This window comes from Halobellus litoreus, from assembly GCF_024464595.1.
Lineage (GTDB): Archaea > Halobacteriota > Halobacteria > Halobacteriales > Haloferacaceae > Haloquadratum > Haloquadratum litoreum.
Genome location: NZ_JANHAW010000001.1, coordinates 1,246,456 through 1,269,523 on the forward strand (window position 1 = coordinate 1,246,456; position 23,068 = coordinate 1,269,523).

The 23,068-nt window shown below is 66.9% G+C and carries 22 protein-coding genes; 10 read left to right on the forward strand and 12 right to left on the reverse strand.

From position 1 onward, the window contains the following. Nucleotides 1-19: 19 nt before the first annotated feature. From NO360_RS06380 to NO360_RS06395, 4 genes are all read right to left on the reverse strand, one after another. Entirely contained in the window at nt 20-1,144 is a 1,125-nt protein-coding gene (locus NO360_RS06380) for an ORC1-type DNA replication protein (protein ID WP_256306733.1), read from the reverse strand. A gap of 99 nt (nt 1,145-1,243) precedes the next feature. Beyond that, a complete protein-coding gene (locus tag NO360_RS06385) occupies nt 1,244-1,603 on the reverse strand; it encodes a hypothetical protein (protein ID WP_256306734.1) in 360 nt (119 codons plus the stop codon). A 96-nt stretch (nt 1,604-1,699) separates the two neighbouring features. Continuing rightward, nucleotides 1,700-2,218 carry a cytochrome b N-terminal domain-containing protein gene (locus NO360_RS06390; RefSeq protein ID WP_256306735.1) on the reverse strand — a complete coding sequence of 173 codons (519 nt, stop codon included), beginning with the start codon at nt 2,216-2,218 and terminating at the stop codon, nt 1,700-1,702. Between the two features lie 165 nt (nt 2,219-2,383). Beyond that, nucleotides 2,384-4,396: a MutS-related protein gene (locus NO360_RS06395; RefSeq protein WP_256306736.1), complete on the reverse strand. Its 2,013-nt coding sequence runs from the start codon at nt 4,394-4,396 to the stop codon at nt 2,384-2,386. A 151-nt stretch (nt 4,397-4,547) separates the two neighbouring features. On the opposite strand from NO360_RS06395, the gene larE reads away from it, so the two are divergent. Further along, entirely contained in the window at nt 4,548-5,486 is a 939-nt protein-coding gene (gene larE, locus NO360_RS06400; RefSeq protein ID WP_256306738.1) for an ATP-dependent sacrificial sulfur transferase LarE, read from the forward strand. 81 nt (nt 5,487-5,567) lie between these two features. On the opposite strand, the gene tatC (NO360_RS19055) is transcribed toward larE, so the two are convergent. Beyond that, nucleotides 5,568-7,694 (reverse strand): twin-arginine translocase subunit TatC, encoded by a 2,127-nt coding sequence (gene tatC, locus NO360_RS19055; protein WP_256306740.1) that lies wholly within the window; start codon nt 7,692-7,694, stop codon nt 5,568-5,570. Nucleotides 7,695-7,804: 110 nt separating this feature from the next. Here tatC (NO360_RS19055) and tatC (NO360_RS06410) point away from each other — a divergent pair, with 110 nt between their 5' ends. Beyond that, complete coding sequence (gene tatC / locus NO360_RS06410; RefSeq protein ID WP_256306741.1) at nt 7,805-10,030, forward strand: twin-arginine translocase subunit TatC; 2,226 nt, start codon at nt 7,805-7,807, stop codon at nt 10,028-10,030. Between the two features lie 22 nt (nt 10,031-10,052). Here tatC (NO360_RS06410) and NO360_RS06415 read toward each other — a convergent pair whose 3' ends face one another. Then, nucleotides 10,053-10,649 (reverse strand): carboxymuconolactone decarboxylase family protein, encoded by a 597-nt coding sequence (locus NO360_RS06415; RefSeq protein ID WP_256306743.1) that lies wholly within the window; start codon nt 10,647-10,649, stop codon nt 10,053-10,055. Nucleotides 10,650-10,820: 171 nt separating this feature from the next. Here NO360_RS06415 and NO360_RS06420 point away from each other — a divergent pair, with 171 nt between their 5' ends. Next, complete coding sequence (locus tag NO360_RS06420; RefSeq protein WP_256306744.1) at nt 10,821-10,994, forward strand: ribbon-helix-helix domain-containing protein; 174 nt, start codon at nt 10,821-10,823, stop codon at nt 10,992-10,994. Continuing rightward, nucleotides 10,987-11,700 (forward strand): queuosine precursor transporter, encoded by a 714-nt coding sequence (locus tag NO360_RS06425; RefSeq protein WP_256306746.1) that lies wholly within the window; start codon nt 10,987-10,989, stop codon nt 11,698-11,700. The genes NO360_RS06420 and NO360_RS06425 overlap by 8 nt, the downstream gene beginning before the upstream one ends. An 18-nt stretch (nt 11,701-11,718) precedes the next feature. On the opposite strand, the gene NO360_RS06430 is transcribed toward NO360_RS06425, so the two are convergent. After that, nucleotides 11,719-12,495 (reverse strand): 23S rRNA (uridine(2552)-2'-O)-methyltransferase, encoded by a 777-nt coding sequence (locus NO360_RS06430; RefSeq protein ID WP_256306747.1) that lies wholly within the window; start codon nt 12,493-12,495, stop codon nt 11,719-11,721. 382 nt (nt 12,496-12,877) lie between these two features. Between NO360_RS06430 and NO360_RS06435 the strand changes: the two genes are divergently transcribed. Genes NO360_RS06435 through NO360_RS06445 form a run of 3 tightly spaced genes read left to right on the forward strand, consistent with a single transcriptional unit; the run spans nt 12,878 to nt 14,719 of the window. Further along, nucleotides 12,878-13,258 carry a cytochrome c maturation protein CcmE domain-containing protein gene (locus NO360_RS06435; RefSeq protein WP_256306749.1) on the forward strand — a complete coding sequence of 127 codons (381 nt, stop codon included), beginning with the start codon at nt 12,878-12,880 and terminating at the stop codon, nt 13,256-13,258. Continuing rightward, nucleotides 13,255-14,025, forward strand: coding sequence for an ABC transporter ATP-binding protein (locus NO360_RS06440; protein ID WP_256306751.1), 771 nt, complete (start codon nt 13,255-13,257; stop codon nt 14,023-14,025). Before NO360_RS06435 ends, NO360_RS06440 begins: the two co-directional genes overlap by 4 nt. Before the next feature lie 19 nt (nt 14,026-14,044). After that, nucleotides 14,045-14,719 carry a heme exporter protein CcmB gene (locus NO360_RS06445; protein WP_256306753.1) on the forward strand — a complete coding sequence of 225 codons (675 nt, stop codon included), beginning with the start codon at nt 14,045-14,047 and terminating at the stop codon, nt 14,717-14,719. Between the two features lie 36 nt (nt 14,720-14,755). Here the strand turns inward: NO360_RS06445 and NO360_RS06450 are convergent, their stop codons facing one another. The 5 genes from NO360_RS06450 to NO360_RS06470 all read right to left on the reverse strand — a co-directional run bounded on the left by NO360_RS06450 (nt 14,756) and on the right by NO360_RS06470 (nt 18,530). Further along, entirely contained in the window at nt 14,756-15,469 is a 714-nt protein-coding gene (locus NO360_RS06450) for a halocyanin domain-containing protein (protein ID WP_390281906.1), read from the reverse strand. An 82-nt stretch (nt 15,470-15,551) separates the two neighbouring features. After that, nucleotides 15,552-15,671, reverse strand: a complete 120-nt coding sequence (locus NO360_RS06455; protein WP_256306755.1) for a CcmD family protein — start codon at nt 15,669-15,671, stop codon at nt 15,552-15,554. 2 nt (nt 15,672-15,673) lie between these two features. Then, nucleotides 15,674-16,453 (reverse strand): cytochrome c biogenesis protein CcsA, encoded by a 780-nt coding sequence (ccsA, locus tag NO360_RS06460; RefSeq protein WP_256306756.1) that lies wholly within the window; start codon nt 16,451-16,453, stop codon nt 15,674-15,676. A 4-nt stretch (nt 16,454-16,457) separates the two neighbouring features. Next, nucleotides 16,458-17,150: a cytochrome c biogenesis CcdA family protein gene (locus NO360_RS06465; RefSeq protein WP_256306758.1), complete on the reverse strand. Its 693-nt coding sequence runs from the start codon at nt 17,148-17,150 to the stop codon at nt 16,458-16,460. A gap of 24 nt (nt 17,151-17,174) precedes the next feature. Next, on the reverse strand, nt 17,175-18,530 hold the full coding sequence (locus tag NO360_RS06470; RefSeq protein ID WP_256306760.1) for a c-type cytochrome: 1,356 nt from the start codon (nt 18,528-18,530) through the stop codon (nt 17,175-17,177). A 240-nt stretch (nt 18,531-18,770) separates the two neighbouring features. Here NO360_RS06470 and NO360_RS06475 point away from each other — a divergent pair, with 240 nt between their 5' ends. From NO360_RS06475 to NO360_RS06485, 3 genes are read left to right on the forward strand one after another with little or no spacing between them, the layout of a single operon-like run. Continuing rightward, nucleotides 18,771-19,334 (forward strand): thioredoxin family protein, encoded by a 564-nt coding sequence (locus NO360_RS06475; protein ID WP_256306762.1) that lies wholly within the window; start codon nt 18,771-18,773, stop codon nt 19,332-19,334. After that, entirely contained in the window at nt 19,331-21,781 is a 2,451-nt protein-coding gene (ccsA, locus tag NO360_RS06480; RefSeq protein ID WP_256306764.1) for a cytochrome c biogenesis protein CcsA, read from the forward strand. The genes NO360_RS06475 and ccsA (NO360_RS06480) overlap by 4 nt, the downstream gene beginning before the upstream one ends. Beyond that, a complete protein-coding gene (locus tag NO360_RS06485; RefSeq protein WP_256306765.1) occupies nt 21,778-22,998 on the forward strand; it encodes a carboxypeptidase-like regulatory domain-containing protein in 1,221 nt (406 codons plus the stop codon). The genes ccsA (NO360_RS06480) and NO360_RS06485 overlap by 4 nt, the downstream gene beginning before the upstream one ends. Nucleotides 22,999-23,068 lie beyond the last annotated feature (70 nt).

The window sequence follows — 23,068 nt, forward strand, 5'->3', positions numbered from 1 at the left end:
CAACCCCGGTCTCGGCCGGTCACAGTCGGTCTAAGACCGCCTCGGCGTCGTAGGACAGCGACAGCGACCGCGACCGGCCCCGACCCTCGATGTCGGCGTAGTCGGCGTCGAGGAGGCCGAGTTTGTCGAGTTTGTTGACGATCTCGGAGTACCGCGTGTACCCGAGTTCGGTCTCGTCGTGGAACGCCTCGTACACTTCGCCGGCCTGGCTGCCGTCGTGTTCGGCGACCACGCGGACGAGGTCGCGTTCGCGCTCCGAGAGGCCCTGGAGGCTCCGAGAGAGATGGACGTATTTGGACTTCTCGTAGGCGGCCTCGACGTCCTCGACGCTGACGGTTCGGCTCGCGCGCATCTCGGCGTGGAGGCCGGCACGTCGGAGGAGGTCGATCCCGACTCGGAGGTCGCCGCTCTCGGCGGTGAGTTCGGCGACGCGATCGAGTTCCTGGGCGCTCACGACCCCATCGTGGAACCCGCGTTCGACCCGCTCGCGCAGGATGTCGACGATCTCGTCGACGTCGTAGACGGGGAAGTACACCTCCTCGGGGCGGAAGACGCTCTGGACGCGGGTGTCGAGTTCGTCGATCACGTCGAGCGCGAGGTCCGAGGAGACGACGACGACGCCGATTCGGGCCCCCGAGTGGGCCTCGTGGGCGCGGAGCAGCGAGTAGAGCGTGTCCGAGACCTCGTTCTCGTAGAAGAGGTAGTTCACGTCGTCGAGGGCGACCGCGAGCACCTCCTCCTCCTCGACGAGGCGGTCGGTGATCTGGCCGAACAGTTTCTTGAACGAGATGCCCGAGGACGGGGGCTCGTACTCGAAGATCGCCTCGAAGATCCGCGAGAACACGGCGTACCGCGTCGAATCGACCTGGCAGTTCACGCGAACGGTCTGGACGCCGCTCTGGGCGCCGAGTTCGCCGAACAGTTTCTGAACGGCCGTCGTCTTTCCGGTCCCCGGCGGCCCGCGGACCATCGTGTTCAGCGGGCGCGAGCCACGGACGGCCGGCCGGAGCGCGTACTTCAGGCTCTCCAGTTGGCTCTCGCGGTGTTCGAACGTCTCGGGGACGTAGTCGATCTCGAAGACGTGTTCGTCGCGGAAGACCGTCTCGTCCCACGACAGCATCCCCTCGTCGGGGTCGTCCCTCATCGATTGAACCACGTCGAGGAGTCTACTTAATCGTTCCCCAGGCGCGGGGTCACTGTCGCGTCAGGTGTCGTCTCCGGACGGCTCACGGCACCGATGCCCTCACTCGGTGACGAGTCGGTAGACGCGGACGACGGCGAAGACGCCGACGACGAGTGCGAGGACGCCGAGGGTCAGGGCGGTGTACGACGCCGACCCGCGGAGGAACGGGCCGATGCCGCCGACGGCGACCGAGAGGCCGATCGCCGCCAGCGCGAGATAGAAGAGGATCAGCGTCGCCGTCCCGAGCACGTCCCAGATCGCCTCCCGGGCCGCCCGGTAGACGAGGTCGTACGTGTCGTCGTCGATCGTTCCGGTCGACGGTTCGGTCGAGTTCTCGCCGGCGGGGCTAGTCGGGTCGCCAGCGGCCCGTTCGTCGGTCTCGGTCCGAGCGCGGGAGCCGTCGGAGCGGTCGGGGACCATACCTGACACACCGAACCCCGCGTGAAAAAGCCGGGCGGCGAGCGAGTCGTGCGTCCAGACGTTCCGGAATCGACGGCCGTCCCGGCGCGGAGCGCGTCAACCGCCGGAGCCGTTCCCGGACCGGTCGAGGGCGACGCGTCGCCACCCGATCCTCGCGGTCGCGGCGACGACGCCGACGAGGCCGAGCCCGACGAGCGCGTAGTGATACCGAAACGCGGCCCGGAGCGTCGCTTGGCCGAGCGTGAACCCACCGAACAGGGCGGTCGCCAGCGGTTCGCCGAGGACCGGGACCGCGAGCAGCAGTTCGAGCCCGAACTGCCCGAGCGAGAAGGAGAGCTGCGTCCACGGCAGCAACAGCCCGGTGTAGGCGTACAGGGCCACGAGCGGGAGAGAGAGTGCGGCACCCACCGCGTACAGCGGCCGCGCTGCGAACCCGAGAAGGAAGCCGAGGAACGGCGCGCCGAACGCGCCGACCGCCAGGAGGAGCCGCAGCAACTCCGTTTGCGACGTCGTCGGCGTCGCGGCGAGCAACGCGAGGTCGACGACGGTGAGGGCGGCGATCAGACCGACGAGAGACGTCTTCAGCGTGGAGTGTGGAGGGGTCGAGCGAGTCATCGCGGAGCCACGGAGGACAAACGACCCGCAGTCCGTATGTTTTTCGGGCGGCGGTCGTCCCGGAGGGAAAAGACGCGAACGAGTTGGGAGGAGAAGGCACGAGCGAGTCGGGACGAAAAGACGCAAGCGGACAAACCAAGACACAGCCAACGCGGTCGACCGCGCTCAGAACTTCTCCAGGAGCCGATCGTAGAAGCCCGAGCCGTCGTCGTCGGCCAGTTTCTCGACGATGAGTTCGGGCGTCGAGCGCGCGAGGTGGTCTTTCACCGGCGAGCGGTTCACGACGAGTTCCCCGTCTTCGAGCCCCAGCGCCTCGATGCCGTCGACGGCGACGTCGAAGCCGGCGGCCTCGCGGATCTCCCCCGCGAGGTGCGAGACGAAGACGGCCGTCGCGGCCTGCTCGTCGAGCGCCTCTAAGATTCCGGCGACGATCTTCGCCGACGCGCCGGGTTCGGTGATGCTCTCCAGTTCGTCGACGAGGACGAGGCGGTTCGTCTCGCCGTCGGCGAGGTCGCGGAAGTCCCGCAACGTGCTCTCGAACGCGCCGGCGTCGAGTGTGCCCTGCGTCTTCGCGTAGTAGTGCAGTTCAGAGAAGCGTTCGAGTTCGACGCGCTCGGCCGGGACGGGCAGTCCCATCTGCGCGAGGACGACCACGAGCGCGACAAGGTCCAGCGTCGACGTCTTCCCGCCGGAGTTGACGCCCGAGAGGAGCGTCGCGCCCGACACCCGGTAATCGACCGGGTCGACCTCAGCGAAGTCGACGTCCAGAAGCGGTGAGCGGCCGCCCTCGATGGCGAAGCCGTGGCTCTCGGAGATCCCGTCTCGAGCGGCGTCCGCGTCGTCGATATCGACGAACGTCGGCAACGTGCACGCGAAGTCGTCGGCGAAGCGCGCGACCGCGAGTTCGACGTCGAGTTCGAGCGCCTCGCGGACGAGTTCCTCGACGGGGTCGCGGAGCGCCGAGAGGTCGGCGGCGAGGTCGCGCTTGAGCCGCGCGGCGCGGCGGTCGCGCCCGGCCTTCAGTTCGGTCCGGAGCCGCGAGATCACCGAGGACTCGTGTTCGACCGGGAACGCGGGGTCGTCGGGGAACGCCCGCTCGGCGAAGTCGGCCTCCTCGGGCCGGAGGTCGAGCGCGTCGACGAGGTGCTCGCGGGCGGCGGCGACGGCGTCGTCGTACTCGTCCTCCAACTCCCGATCGAGCAGCGAGTCGACCCGTGCGCCCTGTTCGACGAGAGAGAGGAAGTCCGTCCCCTCGATCGTCACGTCGCGCTCGCGAATCGCCTCTCGGAGGCGATCGTTGGCGACGGACTCGGCAGTCGAGACCGTCGCGTCGAGGTCGTCGACGGCCGTCGCCAGCCGGTCCAGTTCCGCGTCGCCGACGATGGTCCCGTCGTCGTCGAGGCGGTCGAGCGCGTCCCGCAGCGCGTCGAGGTCGCAGGGCGGGTCGAGATCCGACGCCTCGTGGACCGCCGCGGCCGCGAGGATGCGCGAGCGGTTCTCCGCGAAGAATGCGAGGACGCGCTCGGGAACGATCTCGTCCCCGCGTTCCATCGCGTCGGGCCGCACGCGGACGTCGCCGTCGACGTCGATGCCGGCGAACTGCTCGTCGAGCGCGACGACCGTCGAGTACGAACGGGCGAGTTCCGCGAGGCCGCGGGCGTCCTCGACGACCTCCACCGAGAGTTCGGGAAACGCCTCCTCCGCCGCTGCGAACCGCTCTGCGTCGGCCGTCGCGAGGCAGCGGTCCCGGACTCGACGCGTCGCGGGCGGCGAGAGCGGTTCGACGCCCGCGAGCGCGTCGAGCACCGCGGGATCGGGATCGCGTCCGGTCGCGCGCTCGACGAACTCGCGGACCTCCGCGATCCGCGAGGCCGATCTGGTGGGGTAGAACGTCGCCACGCGCTTCGCGGCGTAGTCGGTGACGGTCCGCTCCCGGAGCAGTCCCAGGACGTCGTCGTACACCTCCCGCGCCCGGTCCGTCGCGAGGAAGTCGCCGTCGTCGTCGTGTCGGCGGCGGATCGCCCCGCGGGCGACGGCCGCGGCGCGACCCTCCGAGATGCCGGGCGCGCGCGTAAGAGTGGCGACGTCGCCCTCGCTGAGCGCCCGTTCGGCGTCGTCGAGCTCCGACAGCGCCGCCGCCGTCTTCTCGCCGACGCCCGGGATGGCCTCGAACTCCATTCGAGGTGCCTTCGCTCCCGATCCGACAAAACGTTACGGGTCCGATCGGCGACTGCGTGGAAGTCCGACCCGATCGGGGTCCGGTCTCTCGCCGGTGCCGGTCCGCGGCCGACGACAACGTGTTTTTGCCGCTGCGCCGGATACGTCGGGTATGGCAACCCAGACGGATCCGGATTCGGTCCCCGACGACGCCGCGGGGAAGGCCGCCGCCGTCCGCGACTCGCTCTCGGCGTGCGACGGCGTCCTGATCGCTTTTTCTGGCGGCGTCGACTCCTCGGTCGTCGCCGCGTTGGCACACGAGGCCCTCGGCGACGACGCCGTCGCGTGCACGGCCAAGTCCGAGACGCTCCCGGCGGCCGAACTCGACGACGCCCGGCGGGTCGCCGAGGAGGTCGGGATCCGCCACGAGGTCGTCGAGTTCTCGGAACTCGACAACCCCGACTTCGTCGAGAACGACGGCGACCGGTGCTATCACTGTCGGACGATGCGTCTCGGTCGGATGTACGAGGCCGCGCAGGAGTTGGGGATCGACACGGTCTGCGACGGCACCAACGCCTCCGACCCCGGCGAGGGACACCGCCCGGGACTCCGCGCCGTCGACGAACTCGACGTCCGCTCGCCGCTCCTGGCGGCGGGCATCGGGAAGGAGGAGGTCAGAGAGATCGCCGACGAGTACGACCTATCGGTCGCCGAGAAACCCTCGATGGCGTGTCTCTCCTCGCGGATCCCGACCGGACTGGAGGTGACGACCGAACGGCTCACGCGCGTCGAAAAGGCCGAACGCGTGCTCAGAGAGTGGGGCTTCTCGCAGTTCCGCGTCCGCGACCACGACGGCCTCGCGCGCATCGAAATCGCGCCCGACGAACTGGAGGCCGCGCTGAACCACGACTTCGTCGTCGCCGTGCGCGAGCACCTCACGGATCTCGGGTTCGAGCACGTGACGCTCGATCTGCACGGGTATCAGACCGGCAGTGTCAGTCCAGCGGGCGAGGACGACCAGGACGGCGCGAGCGCCGACAGCGACGAGTCGGGCGACGAACCGCTCGTCGAAGACGTGTTCTCGGCGGAGTACCCGACCGCCAGCGAGTGAAGCCGCGTCGGCGACCGGTGGTTGGAGCGGTGTGGCCCCGGTCCTGACTGTCCGGGAGCGCACGGGGAGACAGCCGACAGTTCAGGCCGCACGATCTTCGCGGGACGCGAGCAGGAGGCGAAGCCCCTCGTAGCCGAGCACCAACCCGACCGCGATTCCGCCGGCCACCGCCGGGGGAAGATTCAGCTCGGCGGCCCACCGGAGGACGGCCGGATCGGGGCTCCCGAGATACCCCACGACGACGGCGACCAGCCAAACCGGACGGCGGGCGCTGTCGAGGGCGAGGCGGACCCGCAGCAGCCGCCGCGAGCGGCCGTAGCGGCGCAGGAGGAGCGACACGAGTTCGAACACACCCACGAGGGCGCCCGCGATGAGCAGGGGCGTGTACACCGCGAGGCCGTTGGCCGCGAGCGTCTCGACGGCCGCCGAGGGAAGACGGCCGTAATACCCCGTCGGGACCGGCAGGGGACTGAAGAGGTATCCGACGAGCGCCGCGAGCACGGCAGCCTGGGGACGGCGGGCCGCCAGTCCCTCGGCGGTGGGGATCAGCGATCCCCTCGCGGTCCACCGCAGCGCGAACAGCGTCCCCTCGAACAGCGCGATCATCGTCGCGCCGACGATGATCGGGGCCATCCCGGTCGGATCGGGGCTGACGAGGAACGCGAGTCCCAGGAACGTCCCCCAGAAGAGCAGGCGGCGGTCTTCGAGCCACACCCGGGTGACGAGGTTCATCATAATCGCCAGCATCACGAACAGCGGGATCTGGAAGATGATGGCGTTGTAGCCCATCAGGATGAGGATGAGGTTGAACGTCTCCTTGAGGCCGAACGCCACGACCGCCGTCCCGGTGGTGTAGGAGGTGAAGTACGCGAAGATGGCCGGCAGGACGATGAAGTGCGCGAAGGCGATCCCGACGAACGCGAGGACGAGGCTCGTCGGCACCGCCGCGAGGTAGTAGCGGCGCTCCTTCGGATACAGTCCCGGTCGCATAAACAGGTAGGTCTCGTAGACGAACGCCGGCAGACCGATCACGAGGCCGCCGAGGGCGGCGACCTTCAGTTCCGTCAACAGCAGTTCGAGCGGGCCGTAGACCCGCGGCCGACGGTCGACCATCTCGGGTGCCCCGGGGATGTGCGTGTTCCAGAGGAAGTCGATGACCTCCGTGGAACTGACGAGGTCGAGGCCGAACGCGGAGTTCACGAGGTCGGCACCGGGGTACAGCAGCAGCGTGACGATGCCGCCGATGCCGAGGACGACCGCCAGTCGGCGGACCATCTCCTCGATGTGGTCCGCGAGCGGCATCTCTTCGTCGCTCTCGGGGCCGTCCGAGAGCATTCCATCGTCGGCGTCGACGAGCGGGTCGGGCGCGGCGGTCTCGGCCGCGGCCCCGCCGGGTGCGGCGTCGCCCGTGGCCGGCGCGCCGCCGTCCGTGCCGGTCGCAGCGGCGACGGCGTCGGGATCGTCGGCGGCGTCTGCCCCCTCGTCGGGCCAGAGTTCGTCGGCGTCGTCGCCGACGACGCCCGCGTCCGGTTCCGCGTCGGTGTCGTCCCCACCGTCCTCCTCGGTGTCGTCGACACCCTCGTCGGCCGAATCAGCGGATCCGTCGGCCGATTCGTCGTCCGAACCCGCGGGTTCGGATTCGGCGTCGAGGTCGTCAGCGACGTTTTCGCCGACCGAGAGGTCCCATCCGGCCGTCGGATCACCGGAGGCCGGGAAGTCCTCCTCCGAGTCGGCGGCGGCGTCAGAAGCGTCCGAATCTCCGTCGGTGTCCGAGTCGCCATTGGTATCCGGGTCGCCGTCAGTGTCCGACTGACTGTCGGTCTCGCCGGACGAGCCCTCGCCGGCGGCCACGTGTGTCCCCTCGTCGGTGGCGTCTTCAGTCTCGTCGGTGGCGTCTTCACTCTCTTCAGTGGCGTCTTCAGTCTCGGCGGCGGCGTCTTCACTCTCTTCAGTGGCGTCTTCAGTCTCTACGTCGCCGGGATTTTCGGTATCATCGGCATCGGCGACAGCGTCTTCAGCCTCGGATCGTTCGGCGTCACCCGCCGACTGCTCAGTGTCACCTTCCGGCCGCTCGGAGTCGGAGACCGCTTCGGACGCGTCGCTGGCGGACCGTTCGGTTTCCGCGTCGCCGACTGCGGACTCGCCGCTGCCGGACGCTTCGGCGTCGTCTTCGGGCGTCCGGTCCCCGTCCTCCGAATCGTCGGCCATTCACCAGAGTTTCGCCGCCCGGATCTTATAGGCCTTTCCGCATCGTCTCGACGCCGATCCCTGCGCGGCGGTCGAAAAGATTGATAACTGCGAGTCGGTTCTCTTCGGGTATGTCTAGCGCGCTCGACGAGGACACGAGAGAGACGCTCGACGCCGGCCGTGAGACCGCCGGCGCGATGCTTCGAGCCGCGCAGAAGGATCTCCAGAAGGTATTCATCTTCTTCCTGATCGGCTTTCTCGGGACGTTCTACGCGCTCAGACTCTACGTCTGGGACTTCCTGAAACGCGTCACGAGAGCGCAGATGTCCGCGGGGATCAGCGGCGACGTCTCGATCATCGCCCAGACGCCGTTCGACGTGATCCTCCTGCAGGCGAAGATCGGCCTCGTCGTCGGCGTCGTGCTCGCGCTCCCGGCCTTCCTCTATTTCTCCCGCGACGCCCTCGTCGAGCGCGGACTGTGGCCCTCCTCGCCGGTCCCCGTCTGGCAGCTCGCGCTCATCTTCGTCGGGATGGTGACGCTCTTCGTCCTCGGCGTCGCCTACGGCTACTTCGTCTTCTTCCCGTTCACGTTCGCGTTCCTCGCGCAGAACGCGATCGCCGCCGGCTTCTCGCCGACGTACTCGATCGTGAAGTGGGCGCAGTTCATCTTCCTGCTCACCGCCTCCTTCGGCCTCGCGAGCCAGTTGCCGCTCGCGATGACCGGCCTCTCCTACGCCGAAATCGTCCCCTACGAGACGTTCCGCGACAAGTGGCGCTACGCCGTCGTCGGCGTCTTCGCCGTCGGCGCGCTGTTCACGCCACCGGACCCGTTCACCCAGATTATGTGGGCGATCCCCGTCCTGGCGCTGTACGGCGTCAGCCTCTATCTCGCGAAGGTCGTCACGACCGCGCGACGCGGGAGCGAGAAGATGGACGTGAAGGCGACCGTCCGGGCGCACTGGAACGTCATCGCGGGGGTCGGCGTCCTCGGCGGCGTCCTCGTCTACGCGTTCTTCGAGCGCGGCGGCGTCGGCTACCTCAACGACGGACTCGCCGCCATCGGCAGCGACTACGTGATCCTCGCGCCGTCGTCGACGGGGCTGCTCGTCGGCTACGTGCTCCTCGCGGTCGTCGTCGCCGCCGTCGTCGCCGTCGGCTACTTCGTCTACCACGACCTCGACGACCTCGCGGTCGTGGAGGCGGGCGTCGGTGACCCGAGCGCGATCGACCTCGCGGACCTCGACGCCGACGGCGTCCGCGCCGCGCCGCCCGAGGTGTTCGCCGCGCTCGACGAGGACGAGGCGATGGCCGCCGCCGGCGACGCGCTCGACGCGGGCGAGCGGGCGAAGGCGCAGGCGATCATCGACCGGTTCGACGAGGACGGCGCGAGCGACGGCGACGAGGGCGACGCGGGCGACGGCGACGGATCGGCCGCCCCGGCGGAGTCGGAAGCGACGGCCGCCGAGTCGGGCGGTTCGATCGGCGATCGGTTCTCGCGGGCCGGGAGCACGTTCTTCGACGAGTTCGGCGACGACTCCGACGAGGCCGACGGCGATTCCGACGAGGAGAGCGACGATTTCGAGGGGTACTACACCGACCTCGCGTTCATCCTCGACTCGATCACGTCGCGGGCGTTCCGCATTGTGGGGCTGTTCATGCTCGTGCTCGCCGGGACCTTCGGCTGGCTCTACACCGGCGGGATCAAGCGCGTCTACGAGGACTTCCTCAGCCGACTCCCCGCGCAGGTGACCCCCGAGGAGGTGCTCAACGTCGTCGCCCTCCACCCGATGGAGGCGCTGGTGTTCGAGGTGAAGTTCTCGACGATCATCGCCGGCCTCGTGACCGCACCGGTGCTCGCCTACTACGCGTGGCCCGCCCTCCGCGAGCGGAACATCATCAGACAGCGCCGACGCGCGGTCTTCCTGTGGACCGGAGCCCTGGCGGCCGGCCTGCTCGGCGGGTTCGCGCTCGGCTACTCCACCATCGCGCCCGCCGTCATCTCCTGGCTGGTCAACGACGCCGTCCAGGCGAATATGGTGATCGCCTACCGCATCACCAACTTCTTCTGGCTCATCTTCTTCACCACCGCCGGCATCGGCATCCTCGCCGACGTCCCGATCCTGATGATCCTGCTCAACAGCGCGGGCGTGGGCTACGGATCGATGCGGGGTCGCTGGCGCGAGGTGACCGTCGGTGTCCTGGCGTTCGCGGCGCTCTTCACGCCCGCGGACGTCCTCACGATGTTCCTCGTGACCATCCCGCTGATGGTCGCCTACGGGATCGGTCTCGGCGTCCTGTTCGTGATCACGCTCGGCGGCCGTCGCGACCTGGCACCGCCCCGCAGCATCGACGTCTGAGCGTTATCCCGATAGCTGACTGTTACGCCGACGGCCGGAATCCGTCGGGGTAGGAGTCCGGATCCGCCCACTCCTCCGGGTAGTCGTGATCGTATCCGAGATCCGTCGCCATCGTCACCCGGTTGTATCCCGAGACGATGTTGACGGTGTAGAGCAGTTCGACGAACGTCTTGTCCGTGAACTCGCACGTCTCCCGGAGCGCCTCGAAGTCCTCGTCGGTCACCGAATCGGGGTCGGCGAGCACGTCGAGCGCGAAATCGATCACGAGCGCTTCCGTTCCGTCGAGGTCGCCGTTCGCGAGCGCGAGTTGCCACTCGCGGGTCGCCTCGTCGCCGCCGAGGCGCGGCGACAACTGCTTGGCGTAGGCCCCGGTGCAGTACGTGCACGCGTTCGCCATCGAGACCGCGACGGCGAGTTTCGTGAACAGTTCGGTGCCGAGGTCTCCCCTCCGCGCGAGGTCGAGGCGGGCCTCGTACACCTGCATCATCACCGGCGGGAAGTGCGTCTCGGCCTGGAAGTGCTTGCCGACCGATCCGTCGGGGGCGGTCACCTTCGGGGCGAACTCCCGCACAGCCGGGTCGTCGGACTCGTTCGGGTCGAGGAGATCGATTCGTGCCATACGGTCCCAAACTACAGTACGGTACAAAATACTGCCCCGACGTTTCGAGCGAGAAACACGGTCGAATCCGACGCGAGAGTCTTCGTGTCGCGTTCGGGAGGTTGGGACCGCACCCGAGCGACCCGGACGGAATCCGCGCGGTATATTAACCAGGTATTCCCAAGAGAATATATGCCCAAAATAAGCGTCGAGATTCCCGAGGAACTCCTCGAAGACCTCGACGAGCACGTCGGCGACGACGGCAAGTTCGTCAACCGGAGCGACGCGGTGCGCGCTTCGATCCGCAAGACGCTGGATCTGCTCGACGAGATCGACTCCCGGCACGGGCGGATCGACGATGAGTGAGGCGCGGACGCAGGCCGGCCAGATCGCACTCGTGGCGCTGTTCGTGACCGCGCTGACGACGGCGCAACTGACGGCGTCGAAACTGCTTGCGTTCGGGCTCCCGTTCGAGTTCCCGGTGACGGGCGCGAGCATCGTGCTCCCGGGCGCGGCGCTGGCGTACGCGCTGACCTTCTTCGCCTCGGACTGCTACTCCGAACTGTACGGCCGCCGCGCGGCGCAGGTGATGGTCAACGTCGGCTTCGCGATGAATTTCGTCCTGCTCGCGCTCGTCTGGAGCACCATCCTCGCGCCCGCGGCGAACCCCGAGTCGGCCGCGCAGTACCGCGCGGTGCTCGCCCCTGGGACGAACATCGTCCTCGGGAGCCTGCTCGCGTACCTCGTCAGCCAGAACTGGGACGTCCTCGTCTTCCACCGCATCCGCGACGCCACCGGCGCGTCGATGCTGTGGCTTCGCAACATCGCCTCGACGGCGACGAGTCAGGCGATCGACACGGTGCTGTTCGTCGCCATCGCGTTCTACGTCGCCCCGCGGGTGCTCGGGTTCGGCGCGCAGTTCGAGATCCCGGTGATCCTCTCGCTGATCGTCGGCCAATACCTGCTGAAACTGCTCATCGCCCTGGTCGACACGCCGTTCGTCTACGCGGTCGTCGCGTTCTTCGGCGGGTCGACGATCGACGACGACGAGAACGCCTGGGCGGCCGACTGAGCGACCGCGAAAACTCGGCTATGCTTCGTCGACGACCTCGGCGAAGCCGAACTTCGCCTTGACGTCGGTGACGCGGATCCGAACGGAATCGCCCGTCTCCGTCCCGGGGACGAACAGCGCGTAGCCGTCGATCTTGACGACGCCGTCGCCCTCGCTGCCGACGTCGTCGACGACGACGTCGAGTTCCTCGCCCTCGCGGACGGGTGCCGTGATCCGGTGTTTGCCGACCAGATAGAGTTCCGAAGAGGAGTCCCTGGAGGCGTCCGGGCGGATCGAGCGGACGTACTCGAACTCCCGGTCGACGTCTTCGCGGAGGTCGTCGAGGTCCTGGCCGTCGAACACCTTCGCGGCGAAGTCGCCGCCGGCCGGGAGGAGTTCGAGCGCGACCTCAAGGGCCTGGCGGGCGAGATGGACCGAGCGAGCGTGATCCAGCGAGTACTCGCCGGTCATATTCGGCGCCATATCGGAGATCACGACGTCCGCGCCGTCGTCGCCGATTTTCTCCTTCAGTTCGGCTTTGGTGTCCTCCTCGGTCATATCGCCGCGGATCGTCTCGACGTTGTCGTGCTCTAGGTCGCGGATCCGCTGGAAGTCGACGCCGACGACGGTTCCGCGGTCGCCGACGGCCTCGGCGGCCACCTGCAGCCACCCGCCGGGGGCGGCCCCGAGGTCGACGACGGTGTTCCCGGGACCGAACAGGCCCGCAGCCTCGTCGAGTTGCTTCAGTTTGTACGCCGAGCGGGCGCGGTAGCCCTCCTGTTTGGCCTTGTTGTAGTAGTGGTCCTTTCGTGTCATACGGTCCTCACTGAATCGGCTGCCGTGTTCCGCGGGGAAACAGCCGGCGAATTCGCGTTCATATCGATAGAAAGGAGGTTGAGTCGGAAATGGATGCCGAATTCAGGGGCGTCTTCGAGAGGGACGCCATCGAGGGAAGTGGGAATCCTCGCTGAGACCCGTTCGAGCCCGCGGTGACGGCAAAGTCGGCGAGTCGAAAGCATCGGATGCGGCTGTCGAGGCCCCCCGGGATCTGAGAGCACGCCGAAGTCGTCCGTTCGTCGTCGTCGCACGTTCACCACCGGACGAATTGTTGAATCCGGGCAGAAACAGTCGCACTCTGGGAGCCCCACGACTGCGGGAGTTCGGTACAATAAAGGGCGACTAAGTACGAACTCCGCAAGTGCGCCGGAAGAACAAACTGCTCGTCACGACCGTCGGGATACTCATCCTCTTGACCACTCTCGGCGTGACGAGTATGAACGCCTCGGCCGCGTTCGTGTCGCCGACCCAGGTCTCCGAGTCGGATGGAGCGTATCAGGGCGATTGGGTCAATCTCGAGGGCGTCGTCACTGACCTCGACGCCGACGGAGCGGCGATCACCTTCGAGGTGACCGACGAGAACCACACCGTTCCGGTAGTGTACGAAGGGACGTTACCCGACACACTTCAGGACGGCCGCGTCGTCGTCGCCAAAGGACAGTTCGACGGCGACCGACTGGTCGCGAACAAGCTCTCCGTCCGAGCACACGAAGGCGAGGAACGCCCCGAGAGCACTCGATGACGCCAGAGGAGGAGGAGCGGTCGGGACCGGCCTCGGAACCGCCGGCCGTCGAAGTCGACGAGGTGACGAAATCCTACGGACACTTCACCGCCGTCGACCGCCTGTCGTTCGCGGTCGAGCACGGCTCGACGGTCGGGCTTTTCGGACCGAACGGCGCAGGGAAGACGACGTTGCTTCGGATGATCGCCGGACTCGCGCGGCCGACCCGCGGGACCATCACGGTCGACGGCGTGCGACTCACCCCGGACGATTACACCGCCTACCGAACGATGGGTATCGTCACCCACGAGACGATGCTGTACGACGAACTCACCGCTCGGGAGAATCTCAGATTCCACGCTGATCTCCACGGCGTCGACGACCCCACCGGCCGGTGTGCGTCGGTGCTCGAGACAGTCGGGTTATCCCACCGCGGGAGCGACCGGCCGAGGACGTTCTCACACGGGCTTCGAAAACGGCTGTCGCTCGCTCGAGCGCTGCTCCACGACCCCGACGTGCTGTTGCTCGACGAACCGTACACTGGACTCGACCAGCGCTCCGTCGCCGACCTCGAATCGGTCCTCGACGGGTTCGACGACCGGACAGTCCTCCTGACGACGCACGACCTCGAACGCGGTGTCGCCCGCTGCGACAGGGCGATCGTCGTCGACCACGGCCGACTCGAGGCGGACCTCGTGCTCGACGACGGGACGTCGTTCGCCGCGACGTATCGCCGGATACTGGGCGTCGACTCCGAGTCGGAACGCGCGGGGGAACGAGCAGGATGACCACCATCGAACCAGTCCGATGAAGGCGTTTCTCCGCGCGGTGTACCGGGTCTTCAGGAAGGATCTCCGGATCGAACAGCGGACGAAGCAAGTGACGACGACCGTCGCCGTCTTCGCGCTGCTCGTCGTGCTCGTGTTCGCGTTCAGTTTCGTCCAGACGCTCCAGAGTTCGGCGCTGCTCGGACGCGGTGCACTTTGGGTCGCCTTCGTGTTCGCCGGGACGTTCGGCGTCACGAAGACGACCGAACTCGAAGACCGAAACGGGGCGCTCGATGGCCTGCTGATCGCCCCGGTGGACCGCTCGGCGATCTACCTCGGGAAAGTGCTCAGCACGGCGGCGTTCGTTTTCGCGGTGAGTCTGGTGACGTTGGGCGCGACTGCGGTCTTTCTCGGCTACAGTCCGTCGATGCCGACGGCGGTCTCTGTCGTGGCCGTGCTCCTCGTCACCGCCGTCGGATTTTCCGCTATCGGCGTCGTCGTCTCGGTTCTGACGTTTCGATCGGGCCTCGGCGAACTCGCGCTGCCGGTCCTCCTCGTGCCGCTCGTCGTGCCGCTACTCTTAGCCGGGGTCGAGCTCACCGCGGCGCTCGAAAGCGGCGCGCCGCTCGGTGGTTGGCTCCGACTCCTTGGGCTGTACACCGGAATCGTGCTACTCGCTGGCGTCGCGACGTTCGAGTACGTCGTCGAAGAGTGACAACGGGGGCGACGCCCGGGAGGGGCATTCGTCAGATCACTCGGCCTTCGCCGGCGGTTCCGCGGAGTCGGTCTGCTTGAGAAGGAGGAACACACCGAAGAAGACCGGAGAGAGCAGTCCGAGCGCGAGGATGGTGACGAACGTTGCGTTCTCGAAGGATATCGGCGTCCCCGATCCCTCGGATCCACCGCCCGATTCGCCGCCGCTGCCGCCACCGCCGCTGTCCCCACCGCCGCTGGCTTCGAGAAGCGGCTGTTCGACCTGGCTCGAATCGAGGCCGCCGCTGCCGCCGACGACGACTGCTCCGAGCATTCCGAGGGACTGGTGCGGAGCGCAGTAGTACGTGTACGTTCCCTCGCTCTCGAAGGTGTGTTCGAACGTCTCGCCAGGAGCGCTGTAGAGTTCGCTCTCGAAGCTGCCGTCCTCGGCGACGACGTTATGGCTGTTCCCCTCGCCGGTCCACTCCCAGACGACGGTGGTTCCGGGGTCGACCCGAATCGCCGCGGGGCCGAAGCCGTAGTACCCGCCGTTGGCCTCGGAGCCGACTGCGACGGTCACCTCCGATTGGCCGGTGTAGTCGTAGGTTCCTTCGTAGTTGGAAACGCCGTCGAACCAGCCGCCGTAATCCGGCTCCGATTGGGCGGTCGCGGTGCCGCTGGCGAGGCCACTCGTGGCTGCCGCGCCGAGTCCGATCGCGGTCCGGCGCAGGAACGCTCGTCGGTCGGTCGATCTCTTGGGTTGCTCTGACATTGTGTGTCGGTCGTGAATCGTCTGTGTTCTCGGTCGGTGTCGAATACGATCGATCGGCGGTGTATCGCCCGTCTGTTCGGTCTTACGCCTGTGCGTCTTCGAGTCGCCGTTCGAGCCGCGCCATCCGACGCTGCAGATACGTCACGTATCCGAAAAACGCGACGAAGAGCGCGGAGTAGCCAGCCAGGAGTAGTGGTTCCATCGTTATCGCCTCCGTGAGAGCTGTGCTCTGCGAACGTGCTGTTCGAGTTCGTGGATGCGGATCCGAATGCCTAGGAGGTAGAGATAGAGGAAGGTTGCCGCGACGAGCGTCACGACGAGCGTCAGCGGGTCGATGTTCGCGCTGACGCCGCTGTTTCCGATCGTGGTCTCGTGGAACGTCGGCGTCCAGAGCCGCGTGGATGCGTACGAAAGCGGCACGGTCACGAACCCGACGACCCCGTAGACCGCCGCGTACCGGTCGCCCGACTGAGCCTCGGTCGCGGAGTAGACCACGAGATAACCGGCGTAGATGAACCACACGATCAGGAACGTCACCAGCCTGACGTCGGTCCACTCCCACCAGGAGTTCCAGATGACCCGCCCCCACGCGCTGCCGAGGAGCAGCGTCAGCGTCGCAAAGAGAAAACCCAGTTCACCGGAACTGTGGGCCAGCCGGCTCCAGAACGGACCTCGGTAGCGCAGATACAGCGCGCTGCCGACGAACGTCGACCCGAGCGCGGCCGCGGCGACCCACGCGAGCGAGATGTGCCAGTACGCGAGGAGGTTCGCGCCGTGTTCGATGCCGTACATCGTGTCCGACGCGACCCCGAAGATCAGGAGCATCGAGAGTAGTCCGAAGCCGAACGCGCCCCACGCGACGAACCGACTTCCTGTCACGCGGTGGAGAAACGCCGTGACCGTGGCGAGAATCCGGGCGAACCGAACGTTGCTGCTTCTGCTCCCGCGAGCGTCCCCGTCGTCCGTCGATGAGCTACCGTTCATACTGTTAGAGCCAAGTCGTTACCGATGCGAGTGCAAGTTTGTCGAACCCGAAGAGCACGGCGATCCCGAGCGCGATGAGCGCGTAGCCGGTCGCCGTCCGGAACGATTCTGTCGACGCGCCGCTCGCGACCGAGTCGAACAGCCGACTGCTGCCGGCCTGTCCGAGGTACGCGACGCCCAAGAGCGGAATCGAAAAGCCGGCCCCGTACGTCGCCAACAGCCGAGCGCTGCCGACGACGTCCGAAGTCGTCCCGACGTACGCCAAGACGCCACCGAGGACGGGGCCGACACAGGGGAGCCAGATGACGCCTAGGAGCAGCCCTACCGCGAACGCGTTGCCCAGCGGATAGGCCTCCTCGTCGACGCGGTTGGAAAGCCGCGATGCCCGTCCGGCGAGGCGGGAGGCGTACCGCGAGTAGACCTCGTTGAGGTCGTCGTCGGCCATCACAGCCCCGAACGCCAGCATCAGGATGGCGAACGGCGCACGGACGGTGTCAGGCGTCACCGAGCCGATCATCCCGGTCAGGACACCGAGGGCGGTGAACGTCACCGTGCTCCCGACGACGATGGCGACCGGCCGCAACCGGTGGCCGTTCGCGCCAACGACGAGGACGGGAATCATCGGAAGACAACACGGAGTCAGAATCGTCAATACCCCCGCGAGAAAGACGGTGACGGCGGTCGGGTCAGTTATCATTCGATACTGATCGTTGTGGAGTCGTTAGCTCGCGGTCTCGCTCGTGGATTGCTCGGTTGCCAAGGCGGTCGTGACCGCGTCCTGTGCGGTCACCGACGACTGGTTCGCGGCGTCTTCGCTCGTCGAGTTGTCGACGTCCTCGTAGGTCCGGATCCACGTCGTCTCCCAGGACCCGTCGACGGACTCGTTCCGAAGCGGCTGGTCGTACCGTTCGACGTTGTCGGGGATCACGCTCTCGTCGATCTCCGAATCGTCGATCGGGATGTCTGCGAGCATGAGCTTCTTCGTCATCGGGTTCATCTCGTACCCGAGACGCTGCTGCGTGCGGTTGTAGTAGACCGCTTCGTCCGGCGCACCGGCGGCCGCCCAGTCCTTGGGCTGTCGCGGCAGGTGCGGCCGCTTGTGCGCGTTCATAAATCCGGCGACGTCCTGGACGTCTTCCCAGTCGGAGAACGTGTGCGCTGCGCCGTAGGGCATCGCCTCGCGGGTGAAGCCGGCGGACGTGTAGACGCGACCCATTCCGGCCCCGTCGTTGAACGAGTCCGCACCCCAAAGCGGTGGGTACTGGCCCTCGATCCCCTGCCCGTCTGCACCGTGACAGGAGGCGCAGTTCTCAAGGTACAGTTCGGCCCCGCGGACCGGGTTGATCTCCGAGACCGGGACTTTCTCGTCGCCCTCGGGCTTTTCGATGTGCCGCCAGTAGGGGACCGTCTCGCTCGGCGTTCCCTTGTTCAGCCAGACCATGTACGACTCCATCGCTTGGATCTCGCGGCTGTCGTACGCGGGGACGCCCTCTTCGGACCCCGGTGAGTTCATACTCCGGAGGAAACAGCCCATAATCCGCTGGCGCATATCCCGCATCCGCTGGGTTCGGCCGGTCCACTCCGGATAGCCGGCCGCGGTCCCGACGAGCGGGATCATATCGATGTCCTGCCCGACCATACCGGTCGTCGTGGGGAGATCGCCCCCGCCGTGGCAGTTCGCACACGAGAGGTCGTTTCCGACGTGTTCGGGCATCTCGTTGGACGTGTTCGCGAAGATCGCACGTCCCTCACGGATAAGCTCCCGCCGGTTTTCGTTCTCCGGGAGCGTCGAGTTGTTCATCTTCTTGGGAACGAAATTCACCTCCTCGCCGGCGGTCGCGTTCTTGTACTGGAACTCCTGTTCGCGCAGGTCTTCGCTGTACCACTTGCTGCCGTTCCACGTGCCAGGGAGGTCACGAACCTCGCCACCGCCAGCGCTGGCTGCCGGCGCGTCCCCCGGGCCACCGAGGAACGCGACCGCGCCGTTGATGGCGAATACGACGACGATCGCCGCGAAGACCGTCCCGAAGACGAGCAGGACGGGTTTGAGTAAGAGCGTCGAGTCGCTCTTACTCATGTAGTTGCCCACCTAGCAGTTAGATAGTCTATCATTTCATATCTCCCTCTACGGTATCGTGTTTCCGAATGAAAAATAGATAGATAATAAAGCTTCTCTTCTACACAACTGCTGCGGGTCAGTTTTTGTTTTCGATAGACAGCACTCACTAAATATTGTTTTATTGATTCATTTTTGCACTCGACCACTGGATCGACGACGGTAGGTTTTACTGTCACAGTCTAATAGCCGGGACTATCGATGAATCCACGAAAGGCGATGACGATCGCCTTCTTCGCCGCACTGCTCGGAATCGGGTACGTCTCGATGAACGCGGCGCCCGTTCTCTCCGGAGAAGGATACTCCTACCACGGAGAGACGCGATGGCAGACCGATTACGCCGACGCCGTCGAAACAGCCGCCGCCGAAGACGAGCCGGTCGTGATCTACTTCTGGACGACCTGGTGTACCTACTGTGAGGACTACAATCAGAACCACTACAGCGACCCGGCGGTGCGATCGGAACTCGACGAGTTCACGAAGGTAGCGGTGAACTTGGACAGCGACGCCGAGGCCGACGCGCGACTGCAGCAGCGGTACAACGTCAACTACCCGCCGCAGCACGTCGTCGTGACGCCCGAGGGCGACGTGCTCACGCGGATCCCCGGCTACGCCTCACCCGAGGATTTCCTCACGTACCTGGAGACGGCCAGAGAACGCTACCAGTCCGGCACGACAACCGATAACGGGTCGGCGACAGCCGCCGCCGGACCGACATCGACGCCCAGAACCGAATCGGAGCCGACCACGGAGGTCGCACAGTGAACCCCGGGACGATCCTGCTGGCGCTCGCGTTCCTCGCCGGACTGTCGAGTACGGGCCTTCTCACGCGGGCGTACCTCCTCGACGACGACCGGTACCTCTCGTACGTCCCAAAACTGACCGCGGGAACGGCGGTCCTCCTGGTCGCGGCGCTGTCGCATCTCACCTACCAGTTCGTGCGTCTCGACTACTCGAACGCGTACGTGTGGGAGAACACCGCCGCGTACCTCTCGGTGCTCTACCGCGTGACGGGCGTGTACGCGGCCAACGAGGGATCGGTGCTCCTGTGGGCCTCGATCGTCGCCGTCGTCGCGCTGGTCGCCGGCGTGACGCGGGGCTTCCCGACGCGACGCGGAAAACTCGTCCACGCGCTCACCGTCGGCGTCGTGACGTACTTCTCGGCGATGCTGTTGCTGCAGAGCCCGTTCGCCTCGGTCCGAACGGCGTTCCCCAACGCGCCTCCGGGGTTCACGCCGACGAGCGGCCAAGGACTGAACCCACTCCTCGTCGATCCGTATATGGCGATCCACCCGCCGGTGATGTTCATCTCCTACGCGCTGCTGACGATGCCGTTCGCCATCGGGGCCGCACACTTCATCGCGCTGTTCCGCGGCGACGACGGACTCTTCTCGGCGTGGGTCGGCAGCGTGATCCGCTGGCTCCGACTCGGATGGCTGTTTCTCACCGCCGCCGTCGCGCTGGGCGGACTCTGGTCGTACACGGTACTCGGCTGGGGCGGGATCTGGGCGTGGGACCCCGTCGAGACGGCCATCCTGGTCCCGTGGCTGTTCCTGACGGCGACGTTGCACGCGGTCACGAACTACCGACCGGGCGGACGGTACCGGATCCTCGCGCCCGCGATGACCGCCAGCGTGTTCGCGCTGGCCGTGTACACGACGTCGGTGGTCCGCAGCGGCGTCTTCCGAAGCATCCACTCGTTCGCCGACGGCGGGATCGGCGCGTCGTTCCTCGTGTTGATGGGCGTGACAACTCTCCTCGGCGTCGTGCTGCCGCTCGCCTACTGGATGGTGACCGAGGAGAACAGCGGCGGCACTGTCGCTCCCGAATCGACCGAAGGGGGCCGTCTCGACGCGTGGGTCACCCGATCGAACCTGCTGCATCTCGCCGTCCTCCTCTTCGGACTGCTCACCTTCGTTTCGCTGTGGGGGCTCTCGTTCCCGCTGCTCCGGAGCGCGATGACGGGCCTCGAGGTGTCGGTCGAATCGCGCTACTACAACCTGTGGAGTTTCCCGCTCGTCCTCGCGGTGTTGCTCCTCCTCGGTTTCTATATGGACTACGACCGGGAGGGCCTCCGACGGAGCCTCGCCGGACTCGCGGTGTTCGGCCTCGCGACGCTCGTCGGTGCCGCTGTCGCGCCGTCGGAAACCTGGCGGTTGGCGTCCGCGCGCCCAGGGGACGCGTTCATCTATCAGGTCATCGGCAACGCGAGCGCGCTCTCGGTGCTGCCACCCGTGGCGTACGCGATTCTCGGGACAGTCAAACGAACGGGGCAGCGGATCGCCGCGACGACGAGCCGTGATGCAAAACTGAAAGAGACCGGAATCACGCTGATTCACGTCGGCGCCGCGCTGCTCGTGCTCTCGCTACCGTTTATGTATCTCTTCGCCGGACAGGCGTCGGTGATGGCGACCGGGGTCGCGGCCGGCGCGGTCGACACGTCCCAACGCGACGTCGGGACGTCTTCGTACGACGTCCGCGTGCTCGGGTACGAGCGGACCGAGTTCCCGACCGACCCCGAACCGGGGACGTACGCGCTCTCCTCCTCGCAGGTTCTCACACGCGGACAGTCGCTGAATACGTCGGTACAGACCGTTCACGGGACGGTGACCGCGATACGCGAGGGGCCACAGGCGACGGTGGTGCAACTGGACGACTCCCAGGTGTGGATCGGCGTCGCGGGCAACGGAACGGTGGGTCTCGAAACCGGCCAATCGGTCGTCGCCCGCGGACAGGTGATGTGGGAGTTCGTCCCGACGGCTGACGCCATCGTCCTCGCCGGGCCGGAAACCGTCGGTCCCGCCGACGACCCGCCGGACGCGGCCGTTCCGACCCGGGTGATCGCCACCGGCGTGTCGCTCGCGGTGTACGACGATACCGGTCTCGTCGTCTCCGGCGTCGCCGGCCAGCGAGAGTATCCCGAGCAGGGCGGACTCCAGGTCAGAGACGTCCTGATCGATCGGGGACTGTTCGTCGACACGTACGTCATCGCCGGCGTGAGCGACGGAACCGCCTCGATGTCCGTCAAGCGGATTCCGTTCGTGACCCTGATGCGGGCGAGTATCGCGGCGCTCCTCCTCGGGATGTTGCTCGTGATCGTCTTCGACCCGCGACACGGCGTTCGAACGAACTCGATCGTCGGTTCCAGCGACTCGACTGCAGCGACGACTCGCGATCGTCAGGAAGGCGTGAGGGAGGTTTCGGACCAATGAGACGGCTGTTCGCGCTGCTCGTCGTCGTCAGCGCACTCGCGTTCGTTCCCGTCGCCAGCGCGACGACGACGGTCGGCGGGACGGTCACCGTCGACGACGGGAGCGCAGACGGCGCGACCGTCGAGGTCGTCCCGCTCAGCGAGCAACGGCAGCGAGCGGACGACGCAGTGACCACGACCGTCGAGGACTCGTCCTTCTCGGTCGACGCGCCGGACGCGCCGGCGTATGCCGTGCGCGTCGAGCACGGCGGCACGACACACTACGAGGTGCTGCAGAACCGCACGCAGGTCGAATTCGAACTGTCCGAGCGGTTCGCCGGGCGGGTCGTCGACGACGATGGGGAAGCGGAGCCGGGCGCTGTCGTCGAACTGATCGACGAGAACGAGTACGTCGTCGGCACGCGACGCACGAACGAGACGGGCGCGTTCGCGTTCGGCCCGCTGGAATCCGACGAGACGTACGAGCTCCGTACCACGGTCGGGAACGCGGCGTATCGGCGGACGATCGATCCGTCGACGACACGGAACGTGACGGTTACGGCGCTGCAGCCGACGAACGACACGTCGGTACTCGGTGTCGCGAACCGGACGCCGACCGGCCACGTCGTCCAGATCGTGCCGCCGGGGAACGAATCGGACGCGCCGAGCGTCATCGAGACGATCGCGTTCGAGAACCCGAGCGACCGACCGTTCGTCGGGACCGTGACGATCGGAACGCCCGCCGACGCGTCGGCGTACGCGGCGATGGTCGACGGCTCGGGGGCGGAGTATCGACAGACAGAAGCGGGCGTCGAATTGAACGTCAGCGTCCCCGCGAACGGAAGCACGCAGGTGGGCGCGGCCTACGATCTCACCGGGACGCAGTTCCGGAAAGAGATCCGACGGGACACGACCTCTCTCGCGGTCGTGCTCCAGGGTTACGATCCGTCCCGGGTGAGCCACTCGGCGAACCTCCGGGTCGGATCGGCACCGATCCCGCTGCTCACCACGAACGAGTCGCTGGACGCAGGCGCGACCATCAGCGCCGACGTCGCCGGCGCTCGGAGGACCACCGCGGAGTCGACGGCGGGAACCAACTCGGAGACAGGGGCCGTGGAGACGTCCTCCTCCGGGAGCGGGTCGATCCCGGCCTTCCCCGGCGTCCCGATACTCGCCGGCATCTTCGGAACGGTCTTCGTCGGCCTCGGCGCGTACCGACTGACCCGACCGGAACCCTGACGTCGAGTCACCGCGACGTCGCTGACCGGAGCGTCGGTGGTGTTGACCACGGTGACGGTCACACGATCTG

Excerpts from the sequence above, each read along its gene's own strand:
- NO360_RS06380 (WP_256306733.1), bottom strand. The coding sequence starts at position 1,144 with ATGAGGGACGACCCCGACGAGGGGATGCTGTCGTGGGACGAGACGGTC.
- NO360_RS06440 (WP_256306751.1), top strand. The coding sequence starts at position 13,255 with ATGACGCCAGAGGAGGAGGAGCGGTCGGGACCGGCCTCGGAACCGCCG.
- tatC (WP_256306741.1), top strand. The coding sequence starts at position 7,805 with ATGTCTAGCGCGCTCGACGAGGACACGAGAGAGACGCTCGACGCCGGC.
- NO360_RS06390 (WP_256306735.1), bottom strand. The coding sequence starts at position 2,218 with ATGACTCGCTCGACCCCTCCACACTCCACGCTGAAGACGTCTCTCGTC.
- tatC (WP_256306740.1), bottom strand. The coding sequence starts at position 7,694 with ATGGCCGACGATTCGGAGGACGGGGACCGGACGCCCGAAGACGACGCC.
- NO360_RS06420 (WP_256306744.1), top strand. The coding sequence starts at position 10,821 with ATGCCCAAAATAAGCGTCGAGATTCCCGAGGAACTCCTCGAAGACCTC.
- ccsA (WP_256306756.1), bottom strand. The coding sequence starts at position 16,453 with ATGAACGGTAGCTCATCGACGGACGACGGGGACGCTCGCGGGAGCAGA.
- NO360_RS06430 (WP_256306747.1), bottom strand. The coding sequence starts at position 12,495 with ATGACACGAAAGGACCACTACTACAACAAGGCCAAACAGGAGGGCTAC.
- NO360_RS06465 (WP_256306758.1), bottom strand. The coding sequence starts at position 17,150 with ATGATAACTGACCCGACCGCCGTCACCGTCTTTCTCGCGGGGGTATTG.
- NO360_RS06475 (WP_256306762.1), top strand. The coding sequence starts at position 18,771 with ATGAATCCACGAAAGGCGATGACGATCGCCTTCTTCGCCGCACTGCTC.
- NO360_RS06385 (WP_256306734.1), bottom strand. The coding sequence starts at position 1,603 with ATGGTCCCCGACCGCTCCGACGGCTCCCGCGCTCGGACCGAGACCGAC.
- NO360_RS06485 (WP_256306765.1), top strand. The coding sequence starts at position 21,778 with ATGAGACGGCTGTTCGCGCTGCTCGTCGTCGTCAGCGCACTCGCGTTC.
- NO360_RS06415 (WP_256306743.1), bottom strand. The coding sequence starts at position 10,649 with ATGGCACGAATCGATCTCCTCGACCCGAACGAGTCCGACGACCCGGCT.
- NO360_RS06445 (WP_256306753.1), top strand. The coding sequence starts at position 14,045 with ATGAAGGCGTTTCTCCGCGCGGTGTACCGGGTCTTCAGGAAGGATCTC.
- NO360_RS06395 (WP_256306736.1), bottom strand. The coding sequence starts at position 4,396 with ATGGAGTTCGAGGCCATCCCGGGCGTCGGCGAGAAGACGGCGGCGGCG.
- NO360_RS06425 (WP_256306746.1), top strand. The coding sequence starts at position 10,987 with ATGAGTGAGGCGCGGACGCAGGCCGGCCAGATCGCACTCGTGGCGCTG.
- NO360_RS06450 (WP_390281906.1), bottom strand. The coding sequence starts at position 15,469 with ATGTCAGAGCAACCCAAGAGATCGACCGACCGACGAGCGTTCCTGCGC.
- NO360_RS06470 (WP_256306760.1), bottom strand. The coding sequence starts at position 18,530 with ATGAGTAAGAGCGACTCGACGCTCTTACTCAAACCCGTCCTGCTCGTC.
- larE (WP_256306738.1), top strand. The coding sequence starts at position 4,548 with ATGGCAACCCAGACGGATCCGGATTCGGTCCCCGACGACGCCGCGGGG.
- NO360_RS06455 (WP_256306755.1), bottom strand. The coding sequence starts at position 15,671 with ATGGAACCACTACTCCTGGCTGGCTACTCCGCGCTCTTCGTCGCGTTT.